The 25,950-nt window shown below is 72.6% G+C and carries 27 protein-coding genes; 12 read left to right on the top strand and 15 right to left on the bottom strand.

Annotated features, from left to right (window positions below):
• Window positions 1-38 precede the first annotated feature (38 nt).
• Complete coding sequence (locus ACZ5WG_RS20580) at window positions 39-707, bottom strand: response regulator transcription factor (protein ID WP_468724896.1); 669 nt, start codon at window positions 705-707, stop codon at window positions 39-41.
• Window positions 695-2,074, bottom strand: coding sequence for a sensor histidine kinase (locus tag ACZ5WG_RS20575; protein ID WP_468724895.1), 1,380 nt, complete (start codon window positions 2,072-2,074; stop codon window positions 695-697). The genes ACZ5WG_RS20580 and ACZ5WG_RS20575 overlap by 13 nt, the downstream gene beginning before the upstream one ends.
• Before the next feature lie 139 nt (window positions 2,075-2,213).
• Between ACZ5WG_RS20575 and ACZ5WG_RS20570 the strand changes: the two genes are divergently transcribed.
• The 3 genes from ACZ5WG_RS20570 to ACZ5WG_RS20560 all read left to right on the top strand — a co-directional run bounded on the left by ACZ5WG_RS20570 (window position 2,214) and on the right by ACZ5WG_RS20560 (window position 4,238).
• Window positions 2,214-2,633: a DoxX family protein gene (locus ACZ5WG_RS20570; RefSeq protein ID WP_266661986.1), complete on the top strand. Its 420-nt coding sequence runs from the start codon at window positions 2,214-2,216 to the stop codon at window positions 2,631-2,633.
• A 152-nt stretch (window positions 2,634-2,785) separates the two neighbouring features.
• On the top strand, window positions 2,786-3,394 hold the full coding sequence (locus ACZ5WG_RS20565) for a hypothetical protein (protein WP_468724893.1): 609 nt from the start codon (window positions 2,786-2,788) through the stop codon (window positions 3,392-3,394).
• A gap of 64 nt (window positions 3,395-3,458) precedes the next feature.
• Window positions 3,459-4,238, top strand: a complete 780-nt coding sequence (locus tag ACZ5WG_RS20560; protein ID WP_468724891.1) for a bestrophin-like domain — start codon at window positions 3,459-3,461, stop codon at window positions 4,236-4,238.
• A 56-nt stretch (window positions 4,239-4,294) separates the two neighbouring features.
• On the opposite strand, the gene ACZ5WG_RS20555 is transcribed toward ACZ5WG_RS20560, so the two are convergent.
• From ACZ5WG_RS20555 to ACZ5WG_RS20545, 3 genes are all read right to left on the bottom strand, one after another.
• The gene (locus tag ACZ5WG_RS20555; protein WP_468724890.1) at window positions 4,295-5,482 is read right to left on the bottom strand and encodes an MAB_1171c family putative transporter; all 1,188 of its coding nucleotides are present in this window, start codon (window positions 5,480-5,482) and stop codon (window positions 4,295-4,297) included.
• Window positions 5,479-6,036, bottom strand: a complete 558-nt coding sequence (locus tag ACZ5WG_RS20550; protein WP_266634885.1) for a toxin-antitoxin system, toxin component — start codon at window positions 6,034-6,036, stop codon at window positions 5,479-5,481. Before ACZ5WG_RS20550 ends, ACZ5WG_RS20555 begins: the two co-directional genes overlap by 4 nt.
• A gap of 67 nt (window positions 6,037-6,103) precedes the next feature.
• On the bottom strand, window positions 6,104-6,769 hold the full coding sequence (locus tag ACZ5WG_RS20545; protein WP_468724888.1) for a helix-turn-helix domain-containing protein: 666 nt from the start codon (window positions 6,767-6,769) through the stop codon (window positions 6,104-6,106).
• A 219-nt stretch (window positions 6,770-6,988) separates the two neighbouring features.
• On the opposite strand from ACZ5WG_RS20545, the gene ACZ5WG_RS20540 reads away from it, so the two are divergent.
• The 3 genes from ACZ5WG_RS20540 to ACZ5WG_RS20530 all read left to right on the top strand — a co-directional run bounded on the left by ACZ5WG_RS20540 (window position 6,989) and on the right by ACZ5WG_RS20530 (window position 11,618).
• Window positions 6,989-7,975: a helix-turn-helix domain-containing protein gene (locus tag ACZ5WG_RS20540; protein WP_468724886.1), complete on the top strand. Its 987-nt coding sequence runs from the start codon at window positions 6,989-6,991 to the stop codon at window positions 7,973-7,975.
• Between the two features lie 129 nt (window positions 7,976-8,104).
• Entirely contained in the window at window positions 8,105-9,460 is a 1,356-nt protein-coding gene (locus ACZ5WG_RS20535) for a 6-phospho-beta-glucosidase (protein ID WP_468724885.1), read from the top strand.
• Between the two features lie 85 nt (window positions 9,461-9,545).
• Complete coding sequence (locus ACZ5WG_RS20530) at window positions 9,546-11,618, top strand: MDR family MFS transporter (protein ID WP_468724884.1); 2,073 nt, start codon at window positions 9,546-9,548, stop codon at window positions 11,616-11,618.
• A gap of 38 nt (window positions 11,619-11,656) precedes the next feature.
• Here the strand turns inward: ACZ5WG_RS20530 and ACZ5WG_RS20525 are convergent, their stop codons facing one another.
• The 4 genes from ACZ5WG_RS20525 to ACZ5WG_RS20510 form a co-directional block, all read right to left on the bottom strand.
• Window positions 11,657-11,914 carry a hypothetical protein gene (locus ACZ5WG_RS20525; RefSeq protein WP_468724883.1) on the bottom strand — a complete coding sequence of 86 codons (258 nt, stop codon included), beginning with the start codon at window positions 11,912-11,914 and terminating at the stop codon, window positions 11,657-11,659.
• On the bottom strand, window positions 11,901-12,173 hold the full coding sequence (locus tag ACZ5WG_RS20520; protein ID WP_030292833.1) for a DUF6400 family protein: 273 nt from the start codon (window positions 12,171-12,173) through the stop codon (window positions 11,901-11,903). The genes ACZ5WG_RS20525 and ACZ5WG_RS20520 overlap by 14 nt, the downstream gene beginning before the upstream one ends.
• 86 nt (window positions 12,174-12,259) lie before the next feature.
• Window positions 12,260-12,745, bottom strand: coding sequence for a nucleotide triphosphate diphosphatase NUDT15 (locus ACZ5WG_RS20515; protein WP_468724882.1), 486 nt, complete (start codon window positions 12,743-12,745; stop codon window positions 12,260-12,262).
• Window positions 12,742-13,407 (bottom strand): helix-turn-helix domain-containing protein, encoded by a 666-nt coding sequence (locus ACZ5WG_RS20510; RefSeq protein ID WP_468724881.1) that lies wholly within the window; start codon window positions 13,405-13,407, stop codon window positions 12,742-12,744. The genes ACZ5WG_RS20515 and ACZ5WG_RS20510 overlap by 4 nt, the downstream gene beginning before the upstream one ends.
• Before the next feature lie 66 nt (window positions 13,408-13,473).
• Here ACZ5WG_RS20510 and ACZ5WG_RS20505 point away from each other — a divergent pair, with 66 nt between their 5' ends.
• On the top strand, window positions 13,474-14,511 hold the full coding sequence (locus ACZ5WG_RS20505; RefSeq protein ID WP_468724880.1) for an NAD(P)/FAD-dependent oxidoreductase: 1,038 nt from the start codon (window positions 13,474-13,476) through the stop codon (window positions 14,509-14,511).
• 122 nt (window positions 14,512-14,633) lie between these two features.
• Window positions 14,634-16,034, top strand: a complete 1,401-nt coding sequence (locus ACZ5WG_RS20500; protein WP_468724878.1) for an NAD(P)/FAD-dependent oxidoreductase — start codon at window positions 14,634-14,636, stop codon at window positions 16,032-16,034.
• Window positions 16,035-16,115: 81 nt separating this feature from the next.
• Here the strand turns inward: ACZ5WG_RS20500 and ACZ5WG_RS20495 are convergent, their stop codons facing one another.
• Window positions 16,116-17,189 carry an ATP-dependent DNA ligase gene (locus tag ACZ5WG_RS20495; protein WP_468724877.1) on the bottom strand — a complete coding sequence of 358 codons (1,074 nt, stop codon included), beginning with the start codon at window positions 17,187-17,189 and terminating at the stop codon, window positions 16,116-16,118.
• A gap of 74 nt (window positions 17,190-17,263) precedes the next feature.
• On the opposite strand from ACZ5WG_RS20495, the gene ligD reads away from it, so the two are divergent.
• The 3 genes from ligD to ACZ5WG_RS20480 all read left to right on the top strand — a co-directional run bounded on the left by ligD (window position 17,264) and on the right by ACZ5WG_RS20480 (window position 19,503).
• Window positions 17,264-18,283, top strand: coding sequence for a non-homologous end-joining DNA ligase (ligD, locus tag ACZ5WG_RS20490; RefSeq protein WP_266997976.1), 1,020 nt, complete (start codon window positions 17,264-17,266; stop codon window positions 18,281-18,283).
• A gap of 56 nt (window positions 18,284-18,339) precedes the next feature.
• The gene (locus ACZ5WG_RS20485) at window positions 18,340-19,134 is read left to right on the top strand and encodes a VOC family protein (RefSeq protein WP_468724876.1); all 795 of its coding nucleotides are present in this window, start codon (window positions 18,340-18,342) and stop codon (window positions 19,132-19,134) included.
• A gap of 114 nt (window positions 19,135-19,248) precedes the next feature.
• The gene (locus ACZ5WG_RS20480; protein ID WP_053790266.1) at window positions 19,249-19,503 is read left to right on the top strand and encodes a WhiB family transcriptional regulator; all 255 of its coding nucleotides are present in this window, start codon (window positions 19,249-19,251) and stop codon (window positions 19,501-19,503) included.
• Between the two features lie 96 nt (window positions 19,504-19,599).
• Here the strand turns inward: ACZ5WG_RS20480 and ACZ5WG_RS20475 are convergent, their stop codons facing one another.
• From ACZ5WG_RS20475 to ACZ5WG_RS20460, 4 genes are all read right to left on the bottom strand, one after another.
• Complete coding sequence (locus ACZ5WG_RS20475; RefSeq protein ID WP_468724874.1) at window positions 19,600-20,571, bottom strand: acyl-ACP desaturase; 972 nt, start codon at window positions 20,569-20,571, stop codon at window positions 19,600-19,602.
• Window positions 20,572-20,793: 222 nt separating this feature from the next.
• Window positions 20,794-22,434, bottom strand: a complete 1,641-nt coding sequence (locus ACZ5WG_RS20470; protein ID WP_468724872.1) for an ABC-F family ATP-binding cassette domain-containing protein — start codon at window positions 22,432-22,434, stop codon at window positions 20,794-20,796.
• Window positions 22,435-22,682: 248 nt separating this feature from the next.
• Window positions 22,683-23,099, bottom strand: coding sequence for a spore wall synthesis regulator SsgD (gene ssgD, locus ACZ5WG_RS20465; protein WP_468724871.1), 417 nt, complete (start codon window positions 23,097-23,099; stop codon window positions 22,683-22,685).
• Between the two features lie 199 nt (window positions 23,100-23,298).
• Complete coding sequence (locus ACZ5WG_RS20460; protein ID WP_327361130.1) at window positions 23,299-23,715, bottom strand: (4Fe-4S)-binding protein; 417 nt, start codon at window positions 23,713-23,715, stop codon at window positions 23,299-23,301.
• A 95-nt stretch (window positions 23,716-23,810) separates the two neighbouring features.
• On the opposite strand from ACZ5WG_RS20460, the gene ACZ5WG_RS20455 reads away from it, so the two are divergent.
• Entirely contained in the window at window positions 23,811-24,905 is a 1,095-nt protein-coding gene (locus ACZ5WG_RS20455; protein ID WP_468724870.1) for a WD40/YVTN/BNR-like repeat-containing protein, read from the top strand.
• A 7-nt stretch (window positions 24,906-24,912) separates the two neighbouring features.
• Here the strand turns inward: ACZ5WG_RS20455 and ACZ5WG_RS20450 are convergent, their stop codons facing one another.
• The gene (locus ACZ5WG_RS20450; protein WP_468724868.1) at window positions 24,913-25,455 is read right to left on the bottom strand and encodes a GNAT family N-acetyltransferase; all 543 of its coding nucleotides are present in this window, start codon (window positions 25,453-25,455) and stop codon (window positions 24,913-24,915) included.
• Between the last annotated feature and the right edge of the window lie 495 nt (window positions 25,456-25,950).

Raw genomic sequence — 25,950 nt, 5'->3', positions numbered from 1 at the left:
ATTTCCCGGCCGGATTCCGGAGGGGGAGGGGAAGGGACTCAGCCCTCCGCGCCCCGCAGGTGGGCCAGCACGGCCAGGACGCGCCGGTTGCCCTCGGTCGGGTCGAGGTCCAGCTTCATGAAGATGCTGCTCGCGTGTTTGACGACGGCCGCCTCGGTGACGAACAGCCGGGCCGCCAGGGCCTGGTTGTTGAGGCCCTCTGCCATCAGGGCCAGCACCTCGCGTTCGCGCGGGGTGAGCCGGGCGAGCGGTCGGTCCGCCGCCTGCCGGCCCAGCAGGACCCGGACCACCTCGGGGTCGATGACCGTCTGGCCCCCGGCGACCCGTTCGAGGGCGTCGAGGAACTCCGCCACCTCACCGACGCGGTCCTTGAGCAGGTAGCCGAGCCCTGCCGGGCCGCCTGCCGCCGGGCCGGCGGTGAGCAGCTGGGTCGCGTACGCCGTGGCGACGTACTGCGAGAGCACGAGCACCGGCAACGAGCCGTCCCGGGAGCGCAGTTCGAGGGCGGCGCGCAGGCCCTCGTCGCGGAAGCCGGGCGGCATCCGGACATCGGTGACGACGGCGTCGGGCCGTTCGGCCTCCACCGCCCGGATCAGCTCCTCGGCGTCGCCGACGGCGGCGAGGACGCGGTGGCCGCTGCGGGTGAGGAGTTCCGTCAGCCCGGCGCGCAGCAGGACGGAGTCCTCCGCGAGGATCAGCCGGAGCACGGCACCTCCACCCTGAGTTCGGTCGGACCGCCCACCGGACTGGACACCACCAGCCTGCCCTGCAACATCGCCACCCTGTCCGCGAGACCCGCCAGGCCCGCTCCCGCGCCGGGATCCGCCCCGCCGCGGCCGTCGTCGGTGACGGAGAGAGTCAGCCGGCCCCCGTCGACCTTACCGGCGATCCCGATGTGCGAGGCCCCGCTGTGCTTGGCCGCGTTGGCCAAGGCCTCGGTGACGGTGAAGTACGCCGTGATCTCCACCGGTTCGGGCAGCCGGGGCACGTCCAGGTCCACGGTCACCGGCACGGGATGGCGCAGCGCGACCTCCGCGACGGCCGCAGCGAGCCCGTGGTCGGTGAGCACCTGCGGGTGTATCCCCCGTACGAGGTCCCGCAGTTGCTCCAGGGCCAGCCGTGCCTCGCCGCGGCCCCGGGCCACCAGCCCGGCCGCGTCGGCGGCCTGTGGCACCCTGCGCAGCTCCAGCTCGGCGAGCCCGAGGGTCATGCTCAGGGCGACCAGCTGCTGCTGGGCCCCGTCGTGCAGATCCCGTTCGATCCGCCGCCGTTCGGCCTCGAAGGCGTCCACGAGGCGGACCCGGGAGCGGGTCAGCTCCAGCACCCGGGCGTCCTCCTCGCGCGCTCCGAGCAGCAGCCGCGCGGTCTTCACCTGAGCCCCTGCGAGGAGCCCTCCCGCGTACGCGGCCACCACGAGCCCGGCGAGCCCGACGGCGGTACCGCCCAGGGCCTCCAGCGGTCCGGAGACCGGCCTGCCGGGGATCAGCATCACGGTCTCCGGGGCAAGGGCCCACACGATGACCGGGCTCGCCACGAGCATCAGCGAGAAGGCGAGCAGTGTGACGACCCCGAAGCCGGCCGCGGCGAACACCGGCCCGAGCAGGGCCGCGTACCCGAGCTCCCGCCACGTGGCCCGCTCGCGCAGCCGGGTCCGCAGCCAGGCGGCGGTGCCGGCCCCGGCGAGCGAGGTGTGCGGATCCGGCACCGGGGCGGGCTCCACCCACCGCAGCCGCCACCGCTCGAACTGCCCGAGCGGTACTGCGCCGGCCACCGCGCCGAGCAGCAGGAGCAGCCCGATCCCGGCCACGGCCAGCAGTACTCCCAGCCCGAGGAGCAGCGCCAGTGCGAGCAGGACCCCGTACCCGAGGAGGATCCCGCTGCCGAGGTACGCCCAGCAGCGCCACGGCCACCAGGAGGCGAGGAAGCGGCCCGGCCGCTTCAGCGCCGCCCAGACGGCGACCGGCGGCTCGGCTGCCGGCGGCTCGGCTGCCGGCGGCTCGGCTGCCGGCGGCTCGGCGACCGGCTCCTCGGCGACCGGCACCTCGGTCGTGGCGGCTTCGGACACGCGGGACATCCGGCCAGCCTACGGGCTGTCCGATCACGGGGGCCGGGGAGAGTGTGGGGTGCCGTGGCGGAATAGGCCGGGCCGGTTAATGGTCTTTATGAGAGCACGAGCCACAAAAAGGACAACCTGATGCTCTACGGAGGTCATCATGGATGTGCTGGTGCTCATCGGCCGTCTGCTGTTCATCGGCCTCTTCGCCGCTTCCGGGGTGAACCACCTGACCCAGACCAAGGCGATGGCCGGATATGCGGCATCCCGCGGACTGCCCCTCGCCGTGCCCGCCACCGTCGCCAGCGGGCTGGCCATGCTCGTCGGCGCCGTCAGCGTGGGCGTCGGCCTGTGGGCCGACATCGGGGCACTGCTGCTGGCCGCGTTCTCCTTCTCGGTGGCCGTCCTGATGCACGGCTTCTGGGCCGAGAAGGACCCGCAGGCCAAGATGATGGAGCAGGTCCAGTTCTTCAAGGACGTGTCGCTGGGCGGCGCGGCCCTGGTCATGTTCGCGTTCTTCGCCTACGCGGGCCACGACCTCGGGCTCATGGTCACCGGCCCGGCGCTGTCCCTCGGCTAGTGCTGTCGATGGCCTGAAGTAACCCCTCCGACGGGGATCTTGACGCGTCTGCAGCGTATCGAAGCGCTCCCGTGATCGTTTCTTCAGCCGAAACCTTCACAACAGTCCCCCCGCTACCGCCGGGGGCGGCCGGTGGAACGGGAGGACGCGCGGTGACCGCTTGGCAGTACTTCGCCGGAGCAGGCCTGGTGGCGGCGCTCTGCCCGCTGCAGGGCCATGTGGCGGTGGCGGACGACGGCGGCGCCGGCCGCGGCCACGGGGCCCGGCTCGACGTCTGCGTGCCGACCGAGCAGCCGCGGCCGCCCGCCGCCCTGCCCGCCGCCGCCACGCCCTCCGCCGCCCCGCCCCCTGCCGCCACACCCCCCGCGGTCCGGCCTGCGGTACGGGCCGTCCTGCCCGGCGCCGAGCGGCCGACCGTGCACCACCCCGGGCGGGGCCCCGCGCCGGCGGTCGCCGCCCCCGAGCCGCCCGAGCCGCCCCGGCCGACGGCGAAGGCAAGGGCCGCGGAGCCGGAGCCCGCGCCGCCCGCGCCGGGTCCCGAGGCGGTGGCGACGCCGGCGCCGGCCGGAGCGCCGGCCCCGCCCCGGCCCGCAGCCGTGGCCGGGCCCGCGAGCGCCTTCCACGTGCGTCCGTACCACTCGATCGCCCTGGAGCGGCGCGGCCCGGGCGGCATGTCCACCGTGATGCTCATGGTCGTCGTCACCACCCCGGCCGTGCTCGCCGCCGCCGCACTGCGGCCGCGCTCCAAGAGCCGCGGCTGAGCCCGCCTCCTGCCGCGCATCCACCCACCGATCCACCCACCGATCCACCAACGGGAGAACCCTCGTGTCCGAATGGCTGGTCCTGGCCGTCGCCATGGCGCTCGTCTGCGCCCTCGTCCTCGCCTGCACCGCGCTCCGGCACCGCCGGGTCGCGGAGGACGAGGACACCAGCGAAACCCCCGACGTCATCGAGTACATGACGATGATGGTGGGCGTGGTCTACGCGATCGTGCTCGGCCTGGCCATCGCCGGCGTCTGGGAGGCCCGCGGCGCCGCCGAGGACAGCGTGCGCCGCGAGGCCCAGTCGCTGTACGAGGTCACCCAGCGCGCCGACGTCTACCCGGCCGCCGTCCGCGACCGGATCCGCGGCGAGGTGGACGCGTACGTCTCCCACACCGTCGCCGTCGACTGGCCGCTGCTGACCTCGGGCGAGGGCGCGTCCCCGCAGGGCGCCGAGCTGCTCGGCAAGCTGCGCAGCGACGTCACCCACCAGAGCCCGACGAGCGAGCTGCAGGCCCAGGCCTACCAGCCGCTGCTGGACCACATCGCGGCCGCCGACGACGCCCGCCACTCGCGCATGCAGGCCGACGAGTCGACCCTGCCGAGCGTGGTGTGGTTCGGGCTGCTGGTCGGCGGGCTGGTCACGGTGGGGCTGATCTTCACCCTGCAGATCCGCCGGTCCGGGCGGGAGCTGCTGCTGGCCGGGCTGTTCAGCGCGCTGATCGTGTTCCTGCTGTTCATGGTGTGGAGCTTCGACGCACCCTACGGCCGTGAGGGAATCGATTCCGCGGCCCCGTTCCAGGACCTCTTCCCGAAGGTGGCGCTGGCCTCGGCCGAGCACTGACGTCCCTGGGTCGTGCCGTCGAAGCAGCGCCGGCGCAGGGCGCGAGCGGGGCCGGCTCAGGCCGGCCCGCTCCCCGTCAGCGCGACCTGCCGGCGGACGGCCGCCACCACCGGCGAATGCCGCAGCGCGTGGGAGATCCGTACGAGGTCGCGCGCGCTGCCGAGGGTGTCGAGGACGCTCTCCTCGCTGGCCCCGATGACCGCGCCCTCCGGGTCCGCCGAGCGGGCCTGGACGGCGGCCGCGACCATCGCCGCGTCGGCGACAGCGCGCGCCGTCTCCTCCTCCGCCCCGTCCGCGAGGGCCCGCGCGTACGCCTCCTCGCGGCGGCTCAGGTCGAAGTACGGGCCGAGGTGCAGGAATCCGTCGTGGATGTCCGACTCGCGCTGGATCACCCGTAGTTCGGCCGGGGCCCACCAGGACATCTGCACGCAGGGCGTGCCGCTGGGGGCGCCGATCTGCACCTCGTCCCACAGCGCGCCGAGCCGCCGGTACGTCGTCCAGGTCTGCCAGCTGTCGGACAGCCGCTGGCACAGCAGGGGCAGTACGAAGCCGATCGCGCTGATGAGCGCGCCGACGGAGGCGAGCGGCGGGGCGATGAAGGTGCTCAGGCCGTCGAGGTCGTGGCCGGCCCAGCGGGCGACGACCGCGGAGATCTTGGTGGCGTCGTAGCTGAGGTTGAAGATGTAGCCCGACACGATGATCATCAGGCCGATCCGCAGCCAGCCGTGCACCTGGAGCGACCAGCGCCAGCACATCGCCACCATCACGACGGCCGCCACCAGGTGCGCCGTCAGGTAGAGGGCGATCATCTGCTGGATGTACGGGGTGTTGGCGTAGTAGGTGTCGAAGTCGCGCAGCCGCTCGACCGGGGTCTCACCGAGCAGGAAGAGCACCACCAGGACCACGACGACCGCGGCGTAGCCGAGGATCCAGCGGCGCGAGATGCGCCGGGTCACTTCGGGCGGGCCGCCGCGCCAGTTCACGATCAGCACCAGGCAGGCGGCGCTGAACAGGGTGATCAGGCAGTAGACGAGCGGTGCGGAGAAGTTGGCCACGCCGGTCCAGCGGTTGACCGCCTCGATGGTGGGCGGAGCGGCGAAGGTGAACACCGAACCGGCCAGGATCAGCAGGGCGCAGACCGACCGCAGCAGCGGGTCGCGCCAGTTGTGCCGTAGCGCCGGCAGCTTGAAGGCGAGTGAGACCGCCAGGGCGGCTGCCGGTATGTAGTAGTCCTGGCCGTTCAACGGTCGTTCCTGTGCCCCCGGTATCCGAGCGAGGCCTCGATGCGGCCCGCCAACTGGTCACGCTGTGCGGGCGCCCGATGGCTCGCGGAACCGGCGAGCCAGGTCCGGCAGCGGCTGCCCAGCAGTAAACCGAACGTCTCCGCCTCGGTCTCCTCCGAAACGTCGGCGCGCGTGCGCGCGGCGACGCGCCGGACCGTCTCCCCGAGATCGGCCTCGTCGGTCAGCAGCCGGGCGGCGACGGCGGCTCCGTCGACGTGGTGGCTGCAGTGGCCGGCCTTCATGTGCCACAGCTCGTGGCCCAGGATGACCAGCTGGTGGTCCGGTGCGGTGCGTTCCTCGATGACCACCAGATCGCGGTCCGCCATGTCGAGCCACAGGCCGCTGGCCGTCCCCGGCGGGAACGAGGCCATCCGGAAGTCCACCCGGCGGCCGCGGTGCTTGCTCATGCCCTCGCAGAGGGCGGCGTAGAGGTCCACGGGTTCCACGGGCGCGGTCAGCCGGAGCCCGGCCACCAGTTCGCTGCACAACCGGCGCTGCTCTCTGCCTATGCTCACCGTTCTCCCCGTCGGCGCGGATCCGGATCAGGACTCAAGGATCAGACCCAGACTCTCGACTGGGTCATCATTCATTCGGTTTGACGCTTTCGAGAAGCATGTCCAGCCATTCGGTCACCTTGTCCCGGTGCTTGTCGCTGGGCAGTTGGGCAGCGCGCCAGGCGATGCCCCGGACACCGTGGTTCTGGAGGAGTCTTGCCAGCGGATCGCCGGTCGAAGCCGCCGGAGCGGGTACGGTTTCGCGCGTGCGGCCCGCGTAGTCCTGGAGCAGCTGCTGCTCGGTCCGCTGGAGCGCATCGGTGAGGGCGTCGGCGTCGTGCGCGGTGAGGAACCCGGCGTGGACGCCGAAGAAGCGCTGGATCGCGTCGCAGTGCTCCATGGTGGGCCTGCGGTCGCCGTTGATCAGGGCGCCGGCCTGCTGCCGGGACATGCCGGCGCCGTCCGCGATCTCCTGCTGCGTGTAGCGGCGCCCGTTGGCCTTCAGCCGGGTGCGCCGGAGCAGGTCGAGGCGCTGGAGGAAGCGGGTCTGCAGACAGGGCTCGCCGGCGGGCCGGCCGTCCAGCAGGGTCCGGACCACGTCGGCGGGGACGCCGGAGGCCTCCGAGAGGCGGCGCAGGTCGAAGACCTTGTTCAGGTCGTGGCCCATCTTGCCCGCGAGTTCGGCGACGCGCGTGACGGTGGCTGCCAGGGGCGCGTTGGCCACCGCGACGGGAGCCGGGAAGCCGTCTGTCACCAGTGGTTCTCCTAGATCGCGGCGGGGTCGGTACGGGCACATGGTCGGCTTTTGGAATCTAGCCGAGGAGCCGCCGCAGGGCCAGAACTTGCCACAGCTGTGGCGGGAATGAGCTGTCAAGAGGCTGGAATTGCCACGATAGTTGACACTCGAATGAAGTCGGTAGCAGGATCGCCACAGGCAATTGAAGATCCAGACCGTGAAGAGGGGGAGCTCTCGGTGCCACATCTCGCAGCGGTGGGCCCGTCCGATGGCCTCGCCCGAGCCGGTGAGGAGCGCCTGGCGGGCGAAGAGTCCGCACGCGGCGCAGTGCGGTCGGAGCGACGCAAGGAGATTTTGCGCCAGCGGCGCGAGGAGCTCGGACTGAGCCAGGAAGACCTCGCCGCCCGGCTCCGTATCAGCGTCCGCGCCTACGGGAACTGGGAGCGCGGCCTGGTCAAGGAGTGGACGGACCGCAAACTGCTCGCCCTGGCCGAGGCCTTGGAGATGAGCGAGCGGCAGTGCTTCTGGCTCTTCCGCGTCATGGTCGACCGGGACCCGCCGCCGACCTGGCGGGCGGCCGAGGAGAACCGGCTGCCCCAGGACCCCGCCCAGCGCGACTACCTGTGCGACTACGCGGCCCTCATGGAGGCCGTGCCCTACCCGAGCTTCCTGGTGGACCACCGCTGGGACGTGGCGCTCACCAACTCGGCGTTCGACAAGCTCTTCCAGTCGGTGCGCCCCCACCCGACCGCCCTGCCGGACGACAACTTCCTGCGCTTCGTGCTGTTCCACCCGGACGCCGCGGCCGTGCTGGAGGACCACGAACCGGCCTGGTGCGTCCCGCTGCTGGCCCAGTTCGCGAACGCGCTCGCCGCCGCTCCGGAGGACGAGGGCCTGAGCAGCATCCGGCAGGAGGTGGCCCGCGACCCGTTCATGGAAGCGGCCTACCGGTACGGGGTGCCGCACTGGCTGAGCACCCATGGGGCCGACGCCGCCGAGCGCGACGGGGCCGTGCGGACCGTCCGCCACTGGGACCCGCGCTGGGGGCACGTACGCTGCCGGCTGGTGGCCGAATCCAGCCGGATGCTCGACGGGATGGGCCTCACCCGGATCACCATGATCCTGTCGGCGCCGCAGGGCGCGGCGACGGGTCCGGTGCCGGGCGCCGCCGCCCCGCTCCACCAGGGACCCCGGCTGCGCGCCGTCCCGTCGCTGGAGGACTGAGCGACCGAGCCCCCGCCGCGCCGCCCGGCAGGGGACACTGGAGCCCTCCATCATGTGTCGATCACGTGTCGCGGAGCGGATGCCACGGATCGTGGCACCGATCGTGGCACGGGCGAAGGGCGGTAGGGCGTGCGGCTGACCATCCTCGGCGGGGGCGGATTCCGGGTACCGCTCGTCTACGGTGCACTGCTCGGCGACCATGCCGAGGGCCGGGTCTCCCAGGTGACGCTGTACGACGAGGACCCCGCCCGGCTCGGCGCCATGGCCCGGGTGCTCGCCGACCAGGCGGCCGCCTCCGGAGCGCCCGACGCCCCGGCCGTCACCGCCACCGGGGACCTCGACGAGGCACTGCGCGGGGCCGACTTCGTCTTCTCCGCCATCCGCGTCGGCGGCCTCGAGGGGCGCGCCGCGGACGAGCGGATCGCCCTGGCCGAGGGCGTACTGGGCCAGGAGACGGTCGGCGCGGGCGGGATCGCGTACGGCCTGCGGACGGTGCCGGTCGCCCGGGAGATCGCCCGCAGGGTCGCCCGTACCGCCCCCGACGCCTGGGTCATCAACTTCACCAACCCGGCCGGGCTGGTCACCGAGGCCATGGCCGAGGAGCTCGGCGACCGGGTGATCGGGATCTGCGACTCCCCGGTGGGGCTCGGCCGACGCGTCGCCCGGCTGCTCGGCGCCCGCCCGGACGAGGCCTGGATCGACTACGTCGGCCTCAACCACCTGGGCTGGCTCCGCGGGCTGCGCATCGGCGGCCGTGACGAACTGCCCCGGCTGCTGGCCGACGGCGAGGCGCTGGAGTCCTTCGAGGAGGGCCGGCTGTTCGGGGCCGACTGGCTGCGCTCGCTCGGCGCGATCCCCAACGAGTACCTGCATTACTACTACTTCAACCGTGACACCGTACGGGCGTACACGGAGGCCAAGCAGACCCGTGGCGCGTTCCTGCGCGACCAGCAGCGCGGCTTCTACGCCGAGGCGGGCCGCGCGGACCGGCCGGCCGGGGCGGCGCTGGCCGCCTGGGACCGGACCAGGGCCGAGCGGGAGGCCACGTACATGGCCGCGAACCGCGAGGCGGCGGGCACGGGTGAGCGCGACGAGAGCGATCTGGAGTCCGGCGGGTACGAGAAGGTCGCGCTCGCGCTGATGAGGGCCATCGCCCGGGACGAGCGGGCCACGCTGATCCTCAACGTCCGCAACCGCTCGACCCTGTCCGTGCTCGACGCGCAGGCGGTCATCGAGGTGCCGTGCCTGGTCGACGCGAACGGCGCCCACCCGGTGGCCGTGGACCCGCTGCCGCTGCACGCGGTGGGCCTGGTGACCTCGGTCAAGGCGGTCGAGCGGGAGGTCCTCGCGGCCGCCGCGAGCGGCTCCCGGGCCGACGCCGTCAAGGCCTTCGCGCTGCACCCGCTGGTGGACTCGGTCGCAGTGGCCCGGCGGCTCCTGGACGGCTACGCGGCGGAGCACCCCGGGCTGGCCTACCTGCGCTGATCCCGCGCCCGGGAGCCCGGCAGGAGGTCCCTCGTACGGCCCGGTGCGCATGCGGCGGGGTGGGGGCGCTGTGAGAGTGCGAGATGTGACCACTGCCCCCGCCGAAGCCTCCGCCGCAGCCACGGCGCCTCCTGAGCTCGACCGGCGGCGGCGCAACGTCGTCTTCGGCACGATCATGCTGGGCGTGCTGCTCGCGGCCCTCGACCAGACGATCGTCGGGACCGCCCTGCCCACGATCGTGGCGGATCTCGGCGGCGGGGACCACATGTCGTGGGTGGTGACCTCCTACCTGCTCGCGGAGACCGTCGCGACGGTGCTGGTGGGCAAGTTCGGCGACCTCTTCGGCCGGAAACTGATCTTCCAGATCTCGGCGATCGTCTTCATCACCGGCTCGTTCCTGTGTGGCCTGGCGAGCAACATGTCGCTGCTCATCCTGTGGCGGGGAGTCCAGGGCGTCGGCGCCGGCGGCCTGATGGTCACCTCCATGGCCTTGATCGCCGACGTGGTCCCCTTGCGCGAACGCGGCAAGTACCAGGGCGCGATCGGCGCCGTCTTCGGGGTCGCGACCGTCATCGGGCCCCTGCTCGGCGGCCTGTTCACCGATCACCTGACCTGGCGGTGGGCGTTCTACGTGAACGTCCCGATCGCGATCGGGGTCGTGATCGCGGCGGCCCGGACGATCCCCTCGGTCCGGGCCGCCGGGGGGACCCGTATCGACTACCTGGGCATCGCCCTGGTCGCGGTGGGCTCCAGCGCCCTGATCCTGGCCACCAGCTGGGGCGGGAACGAGTACGCCTGGGGCTCCGCGACGATCATCGGGCTCTTCGTGCTGGGCGTGCTGGCCCTGGCCCTGTTCTGCCTGGTCGAGACGCGGGCCGCGGAACCGATGCTGCCGATGCGGCTGTTCCGCAACCCGGTCTTCACGGTCTGCTCGGTGCTCAGCTTCGTGGTCGGCTTCGCGATGCTCGGCGCGATGACGTTCCTGCCGACGTACCTGCAGTTCGTGGACGGGGATTCGGCCACGGTCTCTGGCGTACGGACCCTGCCGCTGGTGATCGGCCTGCTGATCGCGTCCGTCTTCAGCGGCAACGTCACCAGCAAGACCGGGCGGTACCGGATCTTCCCCATCGTGGGCTGCCTGGTGATGGGGATCGGGCTGTACCTGCTGTCCCGGATGGGACCGGGGACCGGCGCCTGGCTGGAATCGCTGTACATGTTCGTGCTCGGTGCCGGGATCGGCCTGTGCATGCAGGTCCTCACGATCGCCGTGCAGAACACCGTGGACTACGCCGACCTCGGGACCGCCACGTCAGGTGTCACGTTCTTCCGTACGCTCGGCAGCTCGTTCGGCACCGCCGTCTTCGGCACGATCTACGCCAACACCCTGGGCCCTGCGCTGGACGAGGCGGTCGCGGAGGCCGCCCGGGCCACCGGGGGCGATCCGGCGCAGCTGGCCGAGGCGGCCCAGAGCCCCAAGGGCGTCCACGGGCTCGACCCGGCGGCGGCCGAGCCGATCGTCGAGGCGTACGCGCAGACGCTGCACACGGTGTTCCTGTGGACCGTGCCGGTGGCCGGGATCGGTTTCGTCGTCGCGCTCTTCCTCAAACAGGTCCGGTTGCGCGACACCGCCCGCGCGGCGTCGACGGACATGGGGGACGGCTTCGCCTCACCGGCCACGGCCTCCGGCAACTCGGCCAAGCTGCTGGAGCTGGCGGTCGGCACACTCGTCCGGAACATGGGGCCGGCGACGGCGCGGGCGATCGTGAACGCCTCGGACACCCGGCTGGACGTGGCGGGCGCCTGGGCGGTGATGCAGGTGGAGCTCATGACCCGCACCGTCGGCCACGCCAGCCTCGGGCTCGTCGCCTCGCGCCGCTCCCTGCCGCCGGAGGTCCTGCTGCCCGTCTTCGACCGGATGACGGAGGAGGGCTACCTGACCCGCGAGGGCACCTTCTTCATGCTCACGGCGGCGGGGGAGCGGGAGGCGGCGACCATCTCGAAGGCGTGGGGCGACTGGCTCGGCGACCAGCTGGAGAAGGACCGCGGCCGCCCGCGGAGCGAGGAACTGCGGGCGGCGGCCGACGCGATCGCGAAGCGGCTGCTGGCGGAGGACCTGCGCGAGGGCCACTTCGCACAGAAGGCCCCGACGGGCGTGTGATCCGCCGTCTCGCGCCGACAGCCGGGTGAACGCCCTGGTCAGAGCCCGGTGCGGCCGCTGGTGATGCGGTTCCACAGGGAACGGGTCGCGCCGAAACCGCTCTCGTGAACCCAGACGTGCGTGCAGGAAGGGCACTGCAGGTGCAGCAGGCTTCCGGTGTTGGACAGCAGGTAACGCCAGTGGTCGGAGCACGTGCGCTGCTGCTCGCACGGATCGCACCCGCGACTGTCGTTGCAGCTCGGACAGGCCACCCACGCGCGGCGCCCGAGGTCCGCCTGCGGGTCAAGCGGCAGCATGGCCGCCCCCGCGCGAGGGAAGCACACCGGCCGCGACCAGGTCGTCGTACACGCGCTGCTGTTCCTCGTCGAGGCCGGAGTACAGCAGGTCGTACGCCGCCTCCTCGCCGCGCAGTACCTCGATCGGGTCCCAGTCGGAGCCGAGGGCTTCCATGACCTGGGCCCGGCGGAGCACCTCCTGCGCGGTGAGGTCGACGGTGAAGTCGACCAGCGCCGGGGTGCCCGGGCCGGTGGGGGGTGTGGGGTGGTGTGGGGCCATACGTCTGAACTTAGGTATGCCTTCTTTCCCGTGGCAAGAGGGGGTGGGAGATGTCACAGGAGGTCGGCGACCGCCGAGGGCGCGTCCTACGCCGTCGGGTAGTCGTACGACGGGACGGGCGGCAGGGTCGCCCCGAGCTCGGGGCGCCACGTGCGCAGGACCGCCGTCGAGGGGGCGTACAGGGCATCCGGGATCCGGTCCGGGGCGAACCACTGCCAGCGCAGGATCTTGTGCGGCTCAGTGACCCTGGGGGTGCCCTCGGCGGAGGTGGTGACGGCCCCCGCGGTCAGGCGGGTCACCCCGGCCTTCGGGGAGAGCTGGACGGTCAGGATCCGGACGTCCTCGGGAGCCACCCGCAGATCCGTCTCCTCGGCCAGTTCCCGGGCGGCGGCCTGCTCGAAGCTCTCCCCGGGGTCCACCTTCCCGCCGGGCAGCTCCCAGCGGCCGTCGTGCGCCTGCCCGAGGAGCACCCGGCCCTCGGCGTCGGCCACGACCAGCCCGACGCCGACGACGGCGTTGGGCTGCGGGACGGCCCGGGCGGGGCGTTCGGGCCGGTCGTTCGGCATCGTCATCGCTCTGCTCGGCTTTCCTGCTTCGGTGGGGTGGTGGGTCTGGCGCGTACGTGGATCCGCTCGCCCTGCGGTCCGAACAGGCTGAGGAACTCGGCGGGCTGCGGACCCGCGTTGAAGAAGGCGTGCGGGGTGCGGGTGTCGAACTCGGCGGCCTCCCCGGCGCCGAGCACGAGGTCGTGCTCGCCGAGCAGCAGCCGGACCTGCCCCGAGAGCACGTACAGCCACTCGTAGCCCTCGTGGACCTGCAGCTCCGGGTCGGCCGGCGGCCCGTCCAGCGGCGGCAGGATCTGCTTGAACGCGTGCACCCCGCCGAAATTGCGGCTGAGCGGCACGTACGTACAGCCGTGCCGGACGAAGGGGCGCGGGCGGATCCGCGGATCGCCCGTCTCCGGCGCGCCGACCAGCTCGTCCAGCGCGACGCGGTGCGCCTTGGCCAGCGGAAGCAGCAGCTCCAGAGTCGGCCGGCGCTGCCCGGACTCCAGCCGGGAGAGGGTGGAGAGCGAGATGCCGGTGGCCTCGGCGAGCTGGGCGAGGGTGTTCCCGCGCTGCAGGCGCAGGGCGCGCAGCCGTGGCCCGACGGCGGTCAGCACGTCCGCGAGTTCCTCGTCGTCCTGCTGCCGCTGGTCGTCCCGCTGCCGTTGCGGCTGCTCCTCGGTGGCCATGGCTCCATTTGCCGGTTCGGCAAGAGCATTTGTCAAGCGGCCGCCTCCGGCCACACCCTCACCGGTATGGACAACGCAACGGACGGCATCGGCATCGGCACGGGCATCGGCATCGACATCGAGATGCGGACGAGCTTCTTCGACGTGGTGGTCGTGGGCGGCGGGACCGCCGGACTCGCCGGGGCGCTGACCCTGGCCCGGGCGCGCCGGTCGGTACTGGTGCTCGACTCGGGCAGCCCCCGCAACGCCCCCGCCGCCCACCTGCACGGATACCTGGGCCGGGACGGGGCGAGCCCGGCGGAGCTGCTGGCCGCGGGGCGGGCGGAGGTCGCCGGGTACGGGGGCGGGATCCGGTCCGGGGTGGCCGGCACCGCGATCGCGGCCGACCGGCTGCCCGGGGGCGGCTTCCTGGTCCGGTGCGCCGACGGGTCGGCGGTCCGGGCCGGCCGGCTGCTGATCGCCACCGGCCTGGTGGACGAGCTGCCGGAGCTTGCGGGGCTGCGGGAGCGCTGGGGGCGGGACGTGCTGCACTGCCCGTACTGCCACGGCTGGGAGGTCCGCGACGAACCGATCGCGGTGCTGGCCACCGGACCGGTCGCCGTGCACCAGGCGCAGATGTGGCGGAACTGGAGCGACCGGGTCACCCTGCTGTCCCACACCTGGCCGCTCACCGACGAGGACCGGGAGCTGCTGGCCGCCCTCGGCATCGCGGTGGCGGAGGGCGAGGTGACCGGCCTCGCCGTCGCCGACGGCCGGCTGACCGGGGTGACCCTGGCCGACGGGGGGACCGTGGCGTGCGCTGCCCTCGTGGTGGGGCCGCGGTTCGCCGCCCGCGCCGGGGTGGCGGCGAGCCTGGGGCTGCCCGTCGCCACCGTGGCGCGGGCCGGGGTGGCGATCGGCACCTGCCTGGAAGCGGATCCGGCGACCGGGGCCACCGCGCTGCGGGGCGTCTGGGCGGCCGGGAACGTGGCCGGCCCGATGGAGCAGCTGGCGGGCGCGGCCGCGGCCGGGGTGCGTGCGGCCGTGGCGATCAACACCGACCTGATCGAGGAGGAGACCCGGCAGGCCCTGGAGGCCCATCGCGCGGGCAAGAGCGTGGGCTGAGCGGCCTCGGGGGAGTGGGGCATCGGACAGGTGTGCGGGTTTCGGCCAGGGCCCGCCCGTGCAGGCTCTGAGCGGTCTGATCTTCGTACCGTTCGTCGGCTCACAGGCTCGGGGGGCACGCAATGGCACATGTGCTGGTCATCGGCGGAGGTGTCGGAGGGCTGGCGACCGCGCTGCTCGCGGCGCGGCACGGACACACCGCCGAACTCTTCGAACGGGACACGCGTGCCCCGGGCGCCGCACTCGACCGGGACTTCTTCGGCTGGCACCGGCCGGGCGTCCCGCAGGCCACCCAGCCGCACGCCCTGCTCGGCGCGGCCCGCACCGTGCTGCGGGACGAACTGCCCGACGTCCACGCGGAGATGCTGCGGCTCGGCGCCCGAGAACGGCACGAGCTGGACTGGTTCGAGGTGCGCCCGCCGGCGCGGCCCGGCGACGAGGGCCTCGTGATGCTGCAGGCCCGGCGCATCGTGCTGGAGAGCGCCCTGGCCACGGCCCTGCGCGCCGAACCGGGGGCCGTCATGCACCACGGGGAGCCCGTGACCGGACTGACCACCACGGCCGGGCCCGGAGCCTGCGGGGTGCGGGTGACGGGAGTGACCACGCAGGACGGTGCGTACGCGGCGGACCTCGTCGTGGACGCGGGCGGGCGGCGCGGCGGTGTCGAACGGCTGCTGGCCGCGGCGGGCTGCCGCCCGGCGGCCGTGGAACGCCACCGTACGGGGCTGGCGTACTTCTGCCGCTGGTACCGGCTGCCCGAGGGACTGGAGGAGGGGCCGCGCCGGCCGTGGGCGGTGACCGGCGGCACGTTCGCCGGGTGCGCCGTCTTCCCGGCCGACAACCGGGTGTTCGCCGTGACCCTGTTCGTCCACACCCGGGACACCACCCGCTCGGCGCTGCGCGATCCCGCCGTGTTCGAGGCCGCCGCCCGGGCCTTCCCGCCCGGCGCGGCCTGGCTGGACCTGGGCGCCGAGCCGCTGTCCGGCGTACTGGCCACGGCGAGCCTGGACAATCGGTGGAGCGCTCTCGTCGACGAGCAGGGGCCGGTGGCGACCGGACTGGTGCCGGTCGGGGACGCGATCACGCACACCAACCCGACGCTCGGGCAGGGCACCTCGCTCGCGCTGTGGGCCGCCCGCAGGGTGGCCCGTACGGCGCACCAGGACCCGGGATCGGCGCGGTTCGCCGCCGAGTACCACGCGTGGGCCCTGCGCACCCTGAAGCCGTGGTTCGACTTCCAGGTGGTGGCCGACGCGGCCATCGGCGAGCGGTTCGCGACCCGGGCCGGGCGGACGGGGACGGCCCGTGAGGTGGCCGCGCTGTTCGAGTGCGCCCTGGAGGATCCCGAGGTGATGCGGGCCCGGGCGCGGGTCCGGCACCTGGCCGAGCCGCCGGAGCGGGCGTACGCGGACCCGGAGGTCCGGGCCCGGGTGGCGCGCTGGCTGGCGGACCGGCCGGACTACGCACCGCACGTGGCGGGCCCGGACCGGGAGGAGTGGGAGAAGCTGACGGCGGGGCCCTGACGGCGGGATCCTGACGGCGGGGCCCTGGCGGCGGGATCCTCCGGCGGCTGGTTCCTCCGGCGTCGGGCCGGGGGAGGCCGCCTACGTGCCGGCGGCCGGGCCGAGGACCTCGGCGAGGTCGTAGCCGACGACCTCCTCGAGCTGGGCGTACGTACAGCTCTCCGGTGCCCGGTCGGGCCGCCAGCGGCGGAACTGGGCGGTGTGCCGGAAGCGGTCGCCCTCCATGTGGTCGTACGCCACCTCGCAGACGCGTTCGGGGCGCAGCGGCACCCAGGAGAGGTCCTTCTTGCCGGTCCAGCGGCTCTGCGCGCCGGGCAGCCGGGCGCTCTCGTGGGCGGACTCCTCGGCCCAGGCGGCCCACGGGTGCCCGGCGGTGTCGGCCATCCGCAGCGGTGCCAGCTCGTCCACCAGCTCGGCGCGGCGCTTCATGGGGAAGGCGGCGCAGACCCCCACGTGCTGGAGGGCGCCGTGGGCGTCGTGCAGGCCCAGGAGCAGCGATCCGACGATCGGACCGCTCTTGTGGAAACGGAAACCCGCGATGACGACGTCGGCCGTACGCTCGTGCTTGATCTTGTACATGAGACGGGCATCGGGCCGGTAGGGGAGATCGAGCGGTTTGGCGATCACCCCGTCGAGCCCGGCGCCCTCGAACCGCTCGAACCACTCCTGCGCGAGCGCGGGGTCGGTGGTCGCGGGCGCGAGGTGAACGGGGGGCCGAGCGGTGGACAGGGCGTCGGTGAGGGCGGTGCGGCGGTCGGTGAGCGGGGTGTCGAGGAGCGGCTCGTCGCCGAGCGCGAGCAGATCGAAGGCGACGAAGCTGGCGGGGGTCTTCTGCGCCAGCATGTCGACACGGGACTGCGCGGGATGGATCCGCTCGGTCAGCCGGTCGAAGTCGAGCCGCCCGCCGTGAACGATGACGATCTCGCCGTCCACCACGCAGCGGGGCGGCAGGTTTTCCTTCAGGGCGGTCACCAGCTCGGGAAAGTACCGGGTCAGGGTCTTGCCGGTGCGGCTGCCGATCTCCACCTCGTCGCCGTCGCGGTGCACGATGGCCCGGAAGCCGTCCCACTTCGCCTCGTACTGCATGCCCGGCGGGATCTTGGCCACCGACTTGGCGAGCATCGGCTTCACGGGCGGCATCACGGGCAGATCCATGTCTAGATTCTGCGGTGGTACGCCCCGACCCGCCCGGTATGCACACCTGGCCGGGCCCGCCTACCGTGGCGCACATGGGTGCATCCGGTAATGCGATCGAGCTGGACGCGGGCGGGCGGACCGTGCGGCTGTCCAGCCCGGACAAGGTGTACTTCCCCGAGCGGGGCCTGACGAAGCTGGACGTGGCGCAGTACTACCTGGCCGTGGGCGACGGGATCACCCGCGCCCTGCGCAACCGGCCCACCACCCTGGAGCGCTACCCCGAAGGGGTGGAGGGCGAATCCTTCTTCCAGAAGCGCGCCCCGAAGAACCTGCCCGACTGGATCCCGACCGCCCACATCGAATTCCCCTCCGGGCGGACGGCCGACGAGATCTGCCCGACCGAGCCCGCCGCCGTGCTGTGGGCGGCCAACCTGGGCTGCCTGACCTTCCACCCCTGGCCGGTGCGCCGCGAGGACACCGACCGGCCCGACGAACTGCGCATCGACCTGGACCCGCAGCCGGGCACCGACTACCACCACGCGGTGATCTGCGCCCACGAACTGCGCGACGTACTGGAGGACCTGGGCCTGCGCGGCTGGCCCAAGACCTCGGGCGGGCGCGGTCTGCACGTCTTCGTCCCGATCGAGCCGCGCTGGACCTTCACCGAAGTCCGGCGCTGCGCGATCGCGATCGGCCGGGAGCTGGAACAGCGGATGCCCGGGAAGGTGACCACGGCGTGGTGGAAGGAGGAGCGCGGCGAGCGGATCTTCGTCGACTACAACCAGACCGCCCGCGACCGCACGATCGCCTCCGCCTACTCCGTGCGCCCGCGCCCGCACGCCCCGGTCTCGGCCCCGCTGCGCTGGGACGAGATCGACTCCGCCGAGCCCCGCGACTTCGACATCACCACCATGCCCGCGCGCTACGCCGAACTGGGCGACCTGCACGCGGACATGGACGACCACGCCTTCACCCTGGACGCGGCCCTGGAACTGGCCGACCGCCACGAACACGACCACGGCCTGGGCGACATGCCGTACCCGCCGGACTACCCGAAGATGCCGGGCGAACCGAAGCGCGTCCAGCCGAGCCGCGCGAAGCACGAGGACTGAGCCCGCTGTCAGTGGCGGGTGCCATGCTCGTAGTGAGGACGGAAGGAGTACGGGCCATGCTCACGACGGACTACAAGGACGGCTCCCCGAACTGGGTCGACCTCGGCACGCCCGACCTCGACGGCGCCGCCGGGTTCTACACCGGACTGTTCGGCTGGGACTTCCGGCCGGGCGGCGAGGAAGCCGGCGGATACGCGATGTTCCACCTCGGCGGCAAGACGGTGGCGGGCGGCATGGCCGTCGCGCCGGAGGAGGTCCGGTCGGCCTGGACGCTGTACTTCCAGAGCCCCGACGCGGACGCCACTGCGGCTGCCGTGGTCAAGGCGGGCGGCACGGTGGCCGTCGAACCCAGGGACGTCATGGGCCTCGGCCGGATGGCGATCTTCGCCGACCCGGCGGGGGTCACGTTCTCGATCTGGCAGCCGCAGCAGATCAAAGGCCTGGGTGCGGTGACCGACATCGGCACCCTGTGCTGGACCGAGCTGTACACGGGCGATGTGCAGGCGGCCGCGGCCTTCTACGGCTCGGTCTTCGGCTGGGAGATCAGCGAGATGCCCTTCGAAGGCGGCTCGTACACGATGGTCAAGCCCGCGGGCACGCCCGACGACGCGGCCTTCGGCGGCCTGGTCCCGATCGGCTCGGACCCGGTGGAGGACGCCGAACGCCCCTACTGGACCCCGTACTTCGAGGTCGCGGACTGCGACGTGACCGCGGCCAGGGCCGAGGAGTCGGGCGGCAAGGTCCGGCTGTCGCCGGTGTTCATGGAGGGAGTCGGCCGCTTCGCGAAGCTGGCGGACCCCTACGGTGCGCGGTTCGCGGTCATAGCCAGCGCTCCCGCGCCGGGAGCCTGAGGCCACGCGGTCGTGAGGCCGTACAGGCCGTGCGGCCCCTGCGGCGGTCCGGGAGCGGCCGGTGTTGATCAGGCGTTGATCGGACGTCCATCGCCGGCGGTGAGTATCTCCGGCATGTCGATGAACACCGCTACCGCCACCACCGCCACCACCGCGCCCGCCTGGTACGACCTCGCCCTCTGCGCCCAGACGGGCCCGGGCTTCTTCTTCCCGGAGCCCGGCTCGTCCCTGCGGGACGCGAAGCGGCTGTGCGGGGCGTGCGAGGGCCGCGTGGCATGCCTGGAGTACGCCCTGGCCAACGACGAGCGCTTCGGCGTCTGGGGCGGCCTCTCGGAGTCGGAGCGCCTCGCCCTGCGCCCGCGCAGCTGACCGGCTCATGCCCCGCGTAGCCGCCGGCGCGAGGCCACGACGCGAAACCCTGGCAGAGTACGGCTCTGCCAGGGTTTCGGTGACGCGTCCGAGCGGTCAGGCCTTGCGGGCCGCGATACGTGCCGCGCGGGCGGCCAGGCGCTCGTCGAACTTGCGGGCCTCGGAGTCCAGGCCGTTCATGAACAGCCCCAGCTCCTCCTGGGCCTTCTGGCCCTCGGGGCCGAGACCGTCGATGTCCATGATCTTCAGGAAGCGGATCACGGGGCTCAGTACGTCGTCGTGGTGGATCCGCAGGTTGTAGACCCCGCCGATCGCCATCTGGGCGGCCATCCGCTCGAAGCCGGGCATGCCGTGTCCGGGCATCCGGAAGTTGACCACGACGTCCCGTACGGCCTGCATCGTCAGGTCCGGGGCGAGCTCGAAGGCCGAGCCCAGCAGGTTGCGGTAGAAGATCATGTGCAGGTTCTCGTCCTGCGCGATGCGCGCCAGCATCCGGTCGCAGACCGGGTCACCGGACTGGTGGCCGGTGTTGCGGTGCGAGATGCGGGTCGCGAGCTCCTGGAAGGCCACGTACGCCACCGAGTGCAGCATCGAGTGGCGGTTGTCGGACTCGAAGCCCTCCGACATGTGCTGCATGCGGAACGCTTCCAGCTTGTCCGGGTCCACGGCGCGCGAGGCCAGCAGGTAGTCGCGCATCACGATGCCGTGGCGGCCCTCCTCGGCCGTCCAGCGGTGCACCCAGGTGCCCCAGGCGCCGTTGCGCCCGAAGAGCGTGGCGATCTCGTGGTGGTAGCTGGGGAGGTTGTCCTCGGTCAGCAGGTTCACGACCAGCGCGATCTTGCCGATGTCGGTGACCTTGGACTGCTCCGGGTCCCAGGCCTCGCCGTCCTCGAAGAAGCCCGGGAAGTTCCGGCCGTCGCTCCACGGGACGTACTCGTGGGGCATCCAGTCCTTGGTGACCTTCAGATGGCGGTTGAGTTCCTTCTCGACCACCTCTTCCAGCGCGTACAGCAGCTTGGCGTCGGTCCACGCCTCCGAGCTGCCGAGGTGGGGAGAGGTGATCGTCACGGGTGCTCCTGGGGACAAAGCGAATTACCTACGGTTCCGTAGCCTACGAACCCGTAGGTTAAGCGGAGCGTGAGGAGCCGCCAAGCCCCAGACGTTCATATGCCCGGTTACATCCGGTTATCTATGCAGTTTGTAGGCGCGTCGGGAGGGCGGCGCGGAGCGAAAGTCACGCCGACAGGTGGTCCCCGACGCCTTCCTTGACGGCGGGGACCGGAACGCCCGTCACTCGTGCCAGAGCCCCTCCCGCACCTCCTCGGCCGTGGTCGGCCGCAGCTCGCCGTCGAGCAGCAGCCAGCGCGTGATCCCGATCGACTCGAGGAACGGCACGTCGTGGCTCGCCACCAGCAGCGCGCCCTCGTACGACTCCAGCGCGCCCGTCAGCTGCCGCACGCTCGCCAGGTCCAGGTTGTTCGTCGGTTCGTCCAGCATCAGCAGCTGCGGCGCCGGCTCCGCCAGCAGCAGCGCCGCCAGCGCCGCCCGGAACCGCTCGCCGCCCGACAGGGTGCCGGCCGGCCGGTCCGCCCGGGCGCCCCGGAACAGGAAGTGCGCGAGCCGCGCCCGGATCAGGTTGTTCGAGGCCTGCGGGGCGAACCGCGCCACGTTCTCCACCACCGAACGGCTCTCGTCGAGCACGTCCAGCCGCTGCGGCAGGAACCGCGTCGGCACATGGATCAACGCTTCCCCGGACACCGGCGCGAGCTGCCCCGCGATCGTGCGCAGCAGGGTCGTCTTGCCCGAACCGTTGCGGCCCACGAGCGCGATCCGCTCCGGACCGCGCAGCTCCCATTCGCCCGCAGCCCTGGCCCCGTGCACCAGGTGCACATTGCTCAAGGTCAGGACCCGGCGACCCGGCGGGACCTGCGTGGCGGGCAGCTCGATCCGGATCTCGTCGTCGTCCCGGACCGCCTCAACCGCCTGGTCCAGCCGCTCCTTCGCCTGCGCCAGCTTCTCGGTGTGCATGATGCGGTGCTTGCCGGCCGACTCCTGGGCCGCGCGCCGGCGGGCACCCATGACGATCTTCGGCTCGCGCTTCGAGTCGTACATCTTCTGGCCGTACCGCTTGCGCCGCGCCAACTTGCCGTGGGCGTCCGCAAGTTCCCGTTTCTGCCGCTGTACGTCCGCCTCGGCGACCCGGACCATCCGCTCGGCCGCGTCCTGCTCGGTGGTGAGCTGCTCCTCGTACGCGCTGAAGTTCCCCCCGTACCAGCGGACTTCGCCGTCGTGCAGGTCGGCGATCTGGTCGACCCGCTCCAGCAGCTCCCGGTCGTGGCTGACCAGGAGCATCACCCCGGACCAGGACTCCACCGCCGCGTACAGGCGGCGCCGGGCCCGCAGGTCGAGGTTGTTGGTCGGCTCGTCCAGCAGCAGGACGTCGGGGCGGGCGACCAGCAGGGCGGCGAGGCGCAGCAACACGCATTCGCCGCCGGAGAGTTCGCCGACCGTACGGTCCAGGCCGATCCGGGCGAGCCCGAGCTGGTCGAGGGTGGCCAGGGCCCGCTCCTCGACGTCCCAGTCGTCGCCGACGGCGGCGAAGTTCGCCTCGGTGGCCTCGCCCGCCTCGATGGCGTGCAGGGCGGCGCGGGTGGCACGGATGCCGAGCGCCTCGTCGACACGCAGGCCGGTGTCGAGGGTGACGCTCTGCGGGAGGTGGCCGACGGTTCCGGCTACGGACAACTGGCCGTCGGACGGGGCCAGTTCACCTGCGAAGAGCTTCAGCAGGGTGGACTTCCCGCAGCCGTTGAGCCCGATGAGGCCGGTACGGCCGGGGCCGACGGCCAGGTGGAAGTCCTCGAAGACGGAAGTGCCGTCGGGCCAGTCGAAGGACAGGGCGGAACAGGTGATGAAAGCAGGGGCATGACTCATGGAGGCCTCCAGGTTGCGTGAGTGGTGCGTGCAACGCGGGGAGACAGCCGACGGTGGATACAGCCACGGTCACGGCCGAGGGCATGGCCAGGGGCACGTGCTGACAAGGGTGGCGTGGTCGGTCGGTGTCTCGAACCTCAGACGTACAATGTCCTGCTCCGTTTCGACGGCGGTGGGGCGCCTACGAAACTACGGGCGGCCGGGGCCGCCCGCAAACGAATAACAGCGATGGGCCGGGCGGTTCGGCGTCAGCGGGGGTCGCGCATCAGCTCGGCCAGGCTGTGGTCCATGTCGAGGTACAGGTGCTCCAGACCCGGCGGCACGACCGTCGCGGCCCGTTCCAGGAACCGGTGCAGTTCGGCCGTCAGCATCAGCACGATCGCCACACCCTCGGGCGCGTGGAATTCGACGGTGGTCCGGTCGATGTCGTACGGCCGCACCCGCACGTCGCCGCACCCCGTCGGGCGGTCCAGCCCCGATTCGAGGAGCTCACGCGCGAAGGTCCACGAGACCTCGATGCCCTCGAGGGTGGCGGGAGCGGGGAAGGCCATCCGCACGGCGAAGGGATCCGCACGGTCGTAGCAGAGCGTGACGGGTACGGTCTCGACCTTCGGGGCGGTGGCGACCAGACGGGCCTGCACGGCCTGCTCGATAACAGTGATCAAGGCTCGCTCCCTTGCGGCGGATCTGCTGCCGGGCGTGGGGTGGAACCCGGCAACCGGATAGACGCCGGAATCGGCAAATCCGTGCACGCGAACTGACGTGAGCTGTGTCACCGATTGGCTGGAACGCGTCTGTTTGATCGCACAGAGTGACGGCGCGAGTGGGTGTGAGCGGGTGTGAGCGGGTGCGCGCGAAGGGGCATCAGTCGCTGCCGCAGGCTCCGGAGTGGTCGCAGAACGGCTGGTTCCCGCTCACTCCACAGGCGCAAAGCATCGCCCTGGTCTCCCTGCGGACGGTTCCGTCGGGCGTCGTCACGCGCAGATCGCCGCGCATCACGAGCTGGCCGGCGGGCGACCGCACGACCGTGGTCGGCCGGTCCGGCTCCTCGGCCGGCCCGTCGTCCGCGAGCCGGTACTGCAGGGCGCCCGAGGGGCAGCGGCGGATCACCTCGGCCACCCGCTCCGGCTCGGCCCCGTCGGGCTGCACCCACGGACGCTTCCCCGAGTCGAACACCTCGGGCAGTCCGCCCACGCACTCGGCGGCGTGCAGACACCGGCCGGTGTCGTACGTGACGGTGATGCGCTTGCCGTCGTAGGCCTTGGGTTCCTTGGAGGGCATGGCCCCAGCCTAGGAACGCGGCGGCCCGGATGCACCCTGGACGCCGGATCCGGGGTGCATTAGCTTCCGGCGCCATGAGACTTCTGGGAGTTGGCATGTGCGCGGCGGCTCTGGCGGTGGGGCTGCTGGCCGCCCCCGCGTACGCGGAGGACGTTCACGACGTGCAGGGGTACGACGTGCAGGGATTACGGGGCGCGGGCTGGGCGCTGAAGGACACCGGCAAGGACTCCCGCTTCCGCGGGCTGGCCGCGGTCAGCCGCTCCACGGCCTGGGTGGCCGGCTCCAAGGGCACGGTGCTGCGCACCGTGGACGGCGGCCGGAGCTGGCGCGACGTCTCGCCGCCGGGCGCGGTCGCGGAAGGCCTGGAGCTGCGCGACATCGAGGCCTTCGACGCACGGCGCGCGGTGGCCCTGTCCATCGGGGAGGGCGAGGCGTCACGCGTGCTGCGCACCGAGGACGGCGGCGCCACATGGACCGAGACCTTCCGCAACCCCGACCCGCGCGCCTTCTACGACTGCCTCACCTTCTTCGACTCCCGGCACGGGCTGGCCATGAGCGACCCGGTGGACGGCAGGTTCCGGATCCTGTCGACGGACGACGGCGGCCGGAACTGGTCGGTGCTGCCGAGTACGGGCATGCCGGACGCCCTGCCGGGCGAGGCGGGCTTCGCGGCCAGCGGCCAGTGCCTGGTGAGCGCCGGGTCGCGGGACGTCTGGCTGGCCACGGGCGGCGGCTCGGCCGCCCGGATCCTGCACTCGGCGGACCGCGGCCGCACCTGGCGGGTCGCCGAATCGGGCATCCCGGCGGGCGACCCGGCCAAGGGGGTCTTCGCCCTGGCCTTCCGCGACCGCACGAGGGGCCTCGCGGTCGGCGGCGACTACCGCACCGGCGAAGCCTCCCCGCAGGCCGCGGCCGTATCGGCGGACGCGGGCCGCACCTGGCGCCCGGCCCACACCCCGCCGCCCGCGTACCGCTCGGGCGCGGCCTGGCTCCCGCACCTGCGCGACGCGGCCCTGGCGGTGGGCCCGACGGGCACGGACGTCACGACGGACGGCGGCAGGAGCTGGCGGTCGCTGACGCCGGGCTCGTTCGACACCGTCGACTGCGCCACCGACGGGGGCTGCTGGGCGGCGGGGGAGAAGGGCCGGGTGGGGAGGCTGGAACCCAGGCTGGAACCGGAGCGGTCCTGACGCTTGATCAGGGGCGGGGGGCGGCTTGCGGGGTGTCCCCTGGAGTGTTGTGTGGGGTGTCCCGTGGGTCCCGTGGAGTGGTGAACAGGTCCATTCCCGGGTAGCGGCCGGTGACGAAGCCGGCCGCCTTGTACACGGGCTCGCCGTCGGAGCTGGCGTGCAGCTGGATGTAGTGGATCCCGTTGCCGTTCAGCCAGGCGGTGAGCCCGTCGACGATCCGCCGGCCGTGGCCCTGTCCGCGGGCGCCTTCGTCGGTGACGATCCCGTCGAGGTAGCCGCGCCGCCCGTCGGTCCACCGGGGACTGGGCAGGTGGTACGTGATCCAGGCCATGCCGGTGGCCAGCAGGGGCTCGCCGGGTGCTCCGCCGACGACCAGGCAGTGCACATCGGGGCGTTCGCTGATCCGCTCGAGGAACCACCCACGGGCGACGTCCCGCCAGGCGGCATCGAGGGGTCCGGGGTCAACCCCGAGGGCGGCAAGAGCCACGGCCCGAAGCCGGACCAGCTCGGGTATGTCGGCAGGGGCGGCGGGCCGGGGAGAGTGGTGCACGGGTGGCTCCAGGGGGGTCTGTCGACTCGGGGTCGGGAGAGTGGATCGGAGGCTGGGGGGCGGGGTCTGTCAACTCGGCGTCGGAGGAGTGTCCGGGGGCTTCCCGGCAGTCCACTGTCCTTCCGGTGCGGTCCGGGCCGTCAAGGGCGCTCCTCCTTCGTCGTCGCGTCGCTTCGCGATGGCCTTCGGCCACCCTTGACTGCCCGGCCCACCCCGGAAAGACAACAGACTGCCGGGAAGCCCCCGAAGGATGGCCAGGGGGTTCAGGGTTCCGGTCAGCCCCGATCAGAGATGCCCGACCTTGGCCCCCTGGCCATCCGCACCCAGCCCACCAGGACCACGGAGCCAGGCTGGCGACGGGGCCGCGGGGAGGGGACGGCCCCCTCAAGGGCCCAGATGAAACCCTTTCCGGTTCGGGGCGGGGTCAACCTGCACCAGACAGCGGCCAGGCCCATGTTGACAGGAGCGGGCCCGTGGACGCGTCAGATCGCTACG

Source organism: Streptomyces sp. NPDC032745 (assembly GCF_055579465.1).
Note: the sequence above shows the minus strand (reverse complement) of the source record. Positions and strands in the feature narration are given on the sequence as shown.

Coding starts and splice junctions, on each gene's coding strand:
- ACZ5WG_RS20575 (WP_468724895.1), bottom strand. CDS start 2,074: ATGTCCCGCGTGTCCGAAGCCGCCACGACCGAGGTGCCGGTCGCCGAG.
- ACZ5WG_RS20570 (WP_266661986.1), top strand. CDS start 2,214: ATGGATGTGCTGGTGCTCATCGGCCGTCTGCTGTTCATCGGCCTCTTC.
- ACZ5WG_RS20525 (WP_468724883.1), bottom strand. CDS start 11,914: ATGCTGCCGCTTGACCCGCAGGCGGACCTCGGGCGCCGCGCGTGGGTG.
- ACZ5WG_RS20520 (WP_030292833.1), bottom strand. CDS start 12,173: ATGGCCCCACACCACCCCACACCCCCCACCGGCCCGGGCACCCCGGCG.
- ACZ5WG_RS20515 (WP_468724882.1), bottom strand. CDS start 12,745: ATGACGATGCCGAACGACCGGCCCGAACGCCCCGCCCGGGCCGTCCCG.
- ACZ5WG_RS20510 (WP_468724881.1), bottom strand. CDS start 13,407: ATGGCCACCGAGGAGCAGCCGCAACGGCAGCGGGACGACCAGCGGCAG.
- ACZ5WG_RS20505 (WP_468724880.1), top strand. CDS start 13,474: ATGGACAACGCAACGGACGGCATCGGCATCGGCACGGGCATCGGCATC.
- ACZ5WG_RS20500 (WP_468724878.1), top strand. CDS start 14,634: ATGGCACATGTGCTGGTCATCGGCGGAGGTGTCGGAGGGCTGGCGACC.
- ACZ5WG_RS20495 (WP_468724877.1), bottom strand. CDS start 17,189: ATGGATCTGCCCGTGATGCCGCCCGTGAAGCCGATGCTCGCCAAGTCG.
- ligD (WP_266997976.1), top strand. CDS start 17,264: ATGGGTGCATCCGGTAATGCGATCGAGCTGGACGCGGGCGGGCGGACC.
- ACZ5WG_RS20485 (WP_468724876.1), top strand. CDS start 18,340: ATGCTCACGACGGACTACAAGGACGGCTCCCCGAACTGGGTCGACCTC.
- ACZ5WG_RS20480 (WP_053790266.1), top strand. CDS start 19,249: ATGTCGATGAACACCGCTACCGCCACCACCGCCACCACCGCGCCCGCC.
- ACZ5WG_RS20470 (WP_468724872.1), bottom strand. CDS start 22,434: ATGAGTCATGCCCCTGCTTTCATCACCTGTTCCGCCCTGTCCTTCGAC.
- ACZ5WG_RS20460 (WP_327361130.1), bottom strand. CDS start 23,715: ATGCCCTCCAAGGAACCCAAGGCCTACGACGGCAAGCGCATCACCGTC.
- ACZ5WG_RS20455 (WP_468724870.1), top strand. CDS start 23,811: ATGTGCGCGGCGGCTCTGGCGGTGGGGCTGCTGGCCGCCCCCGCGTAC.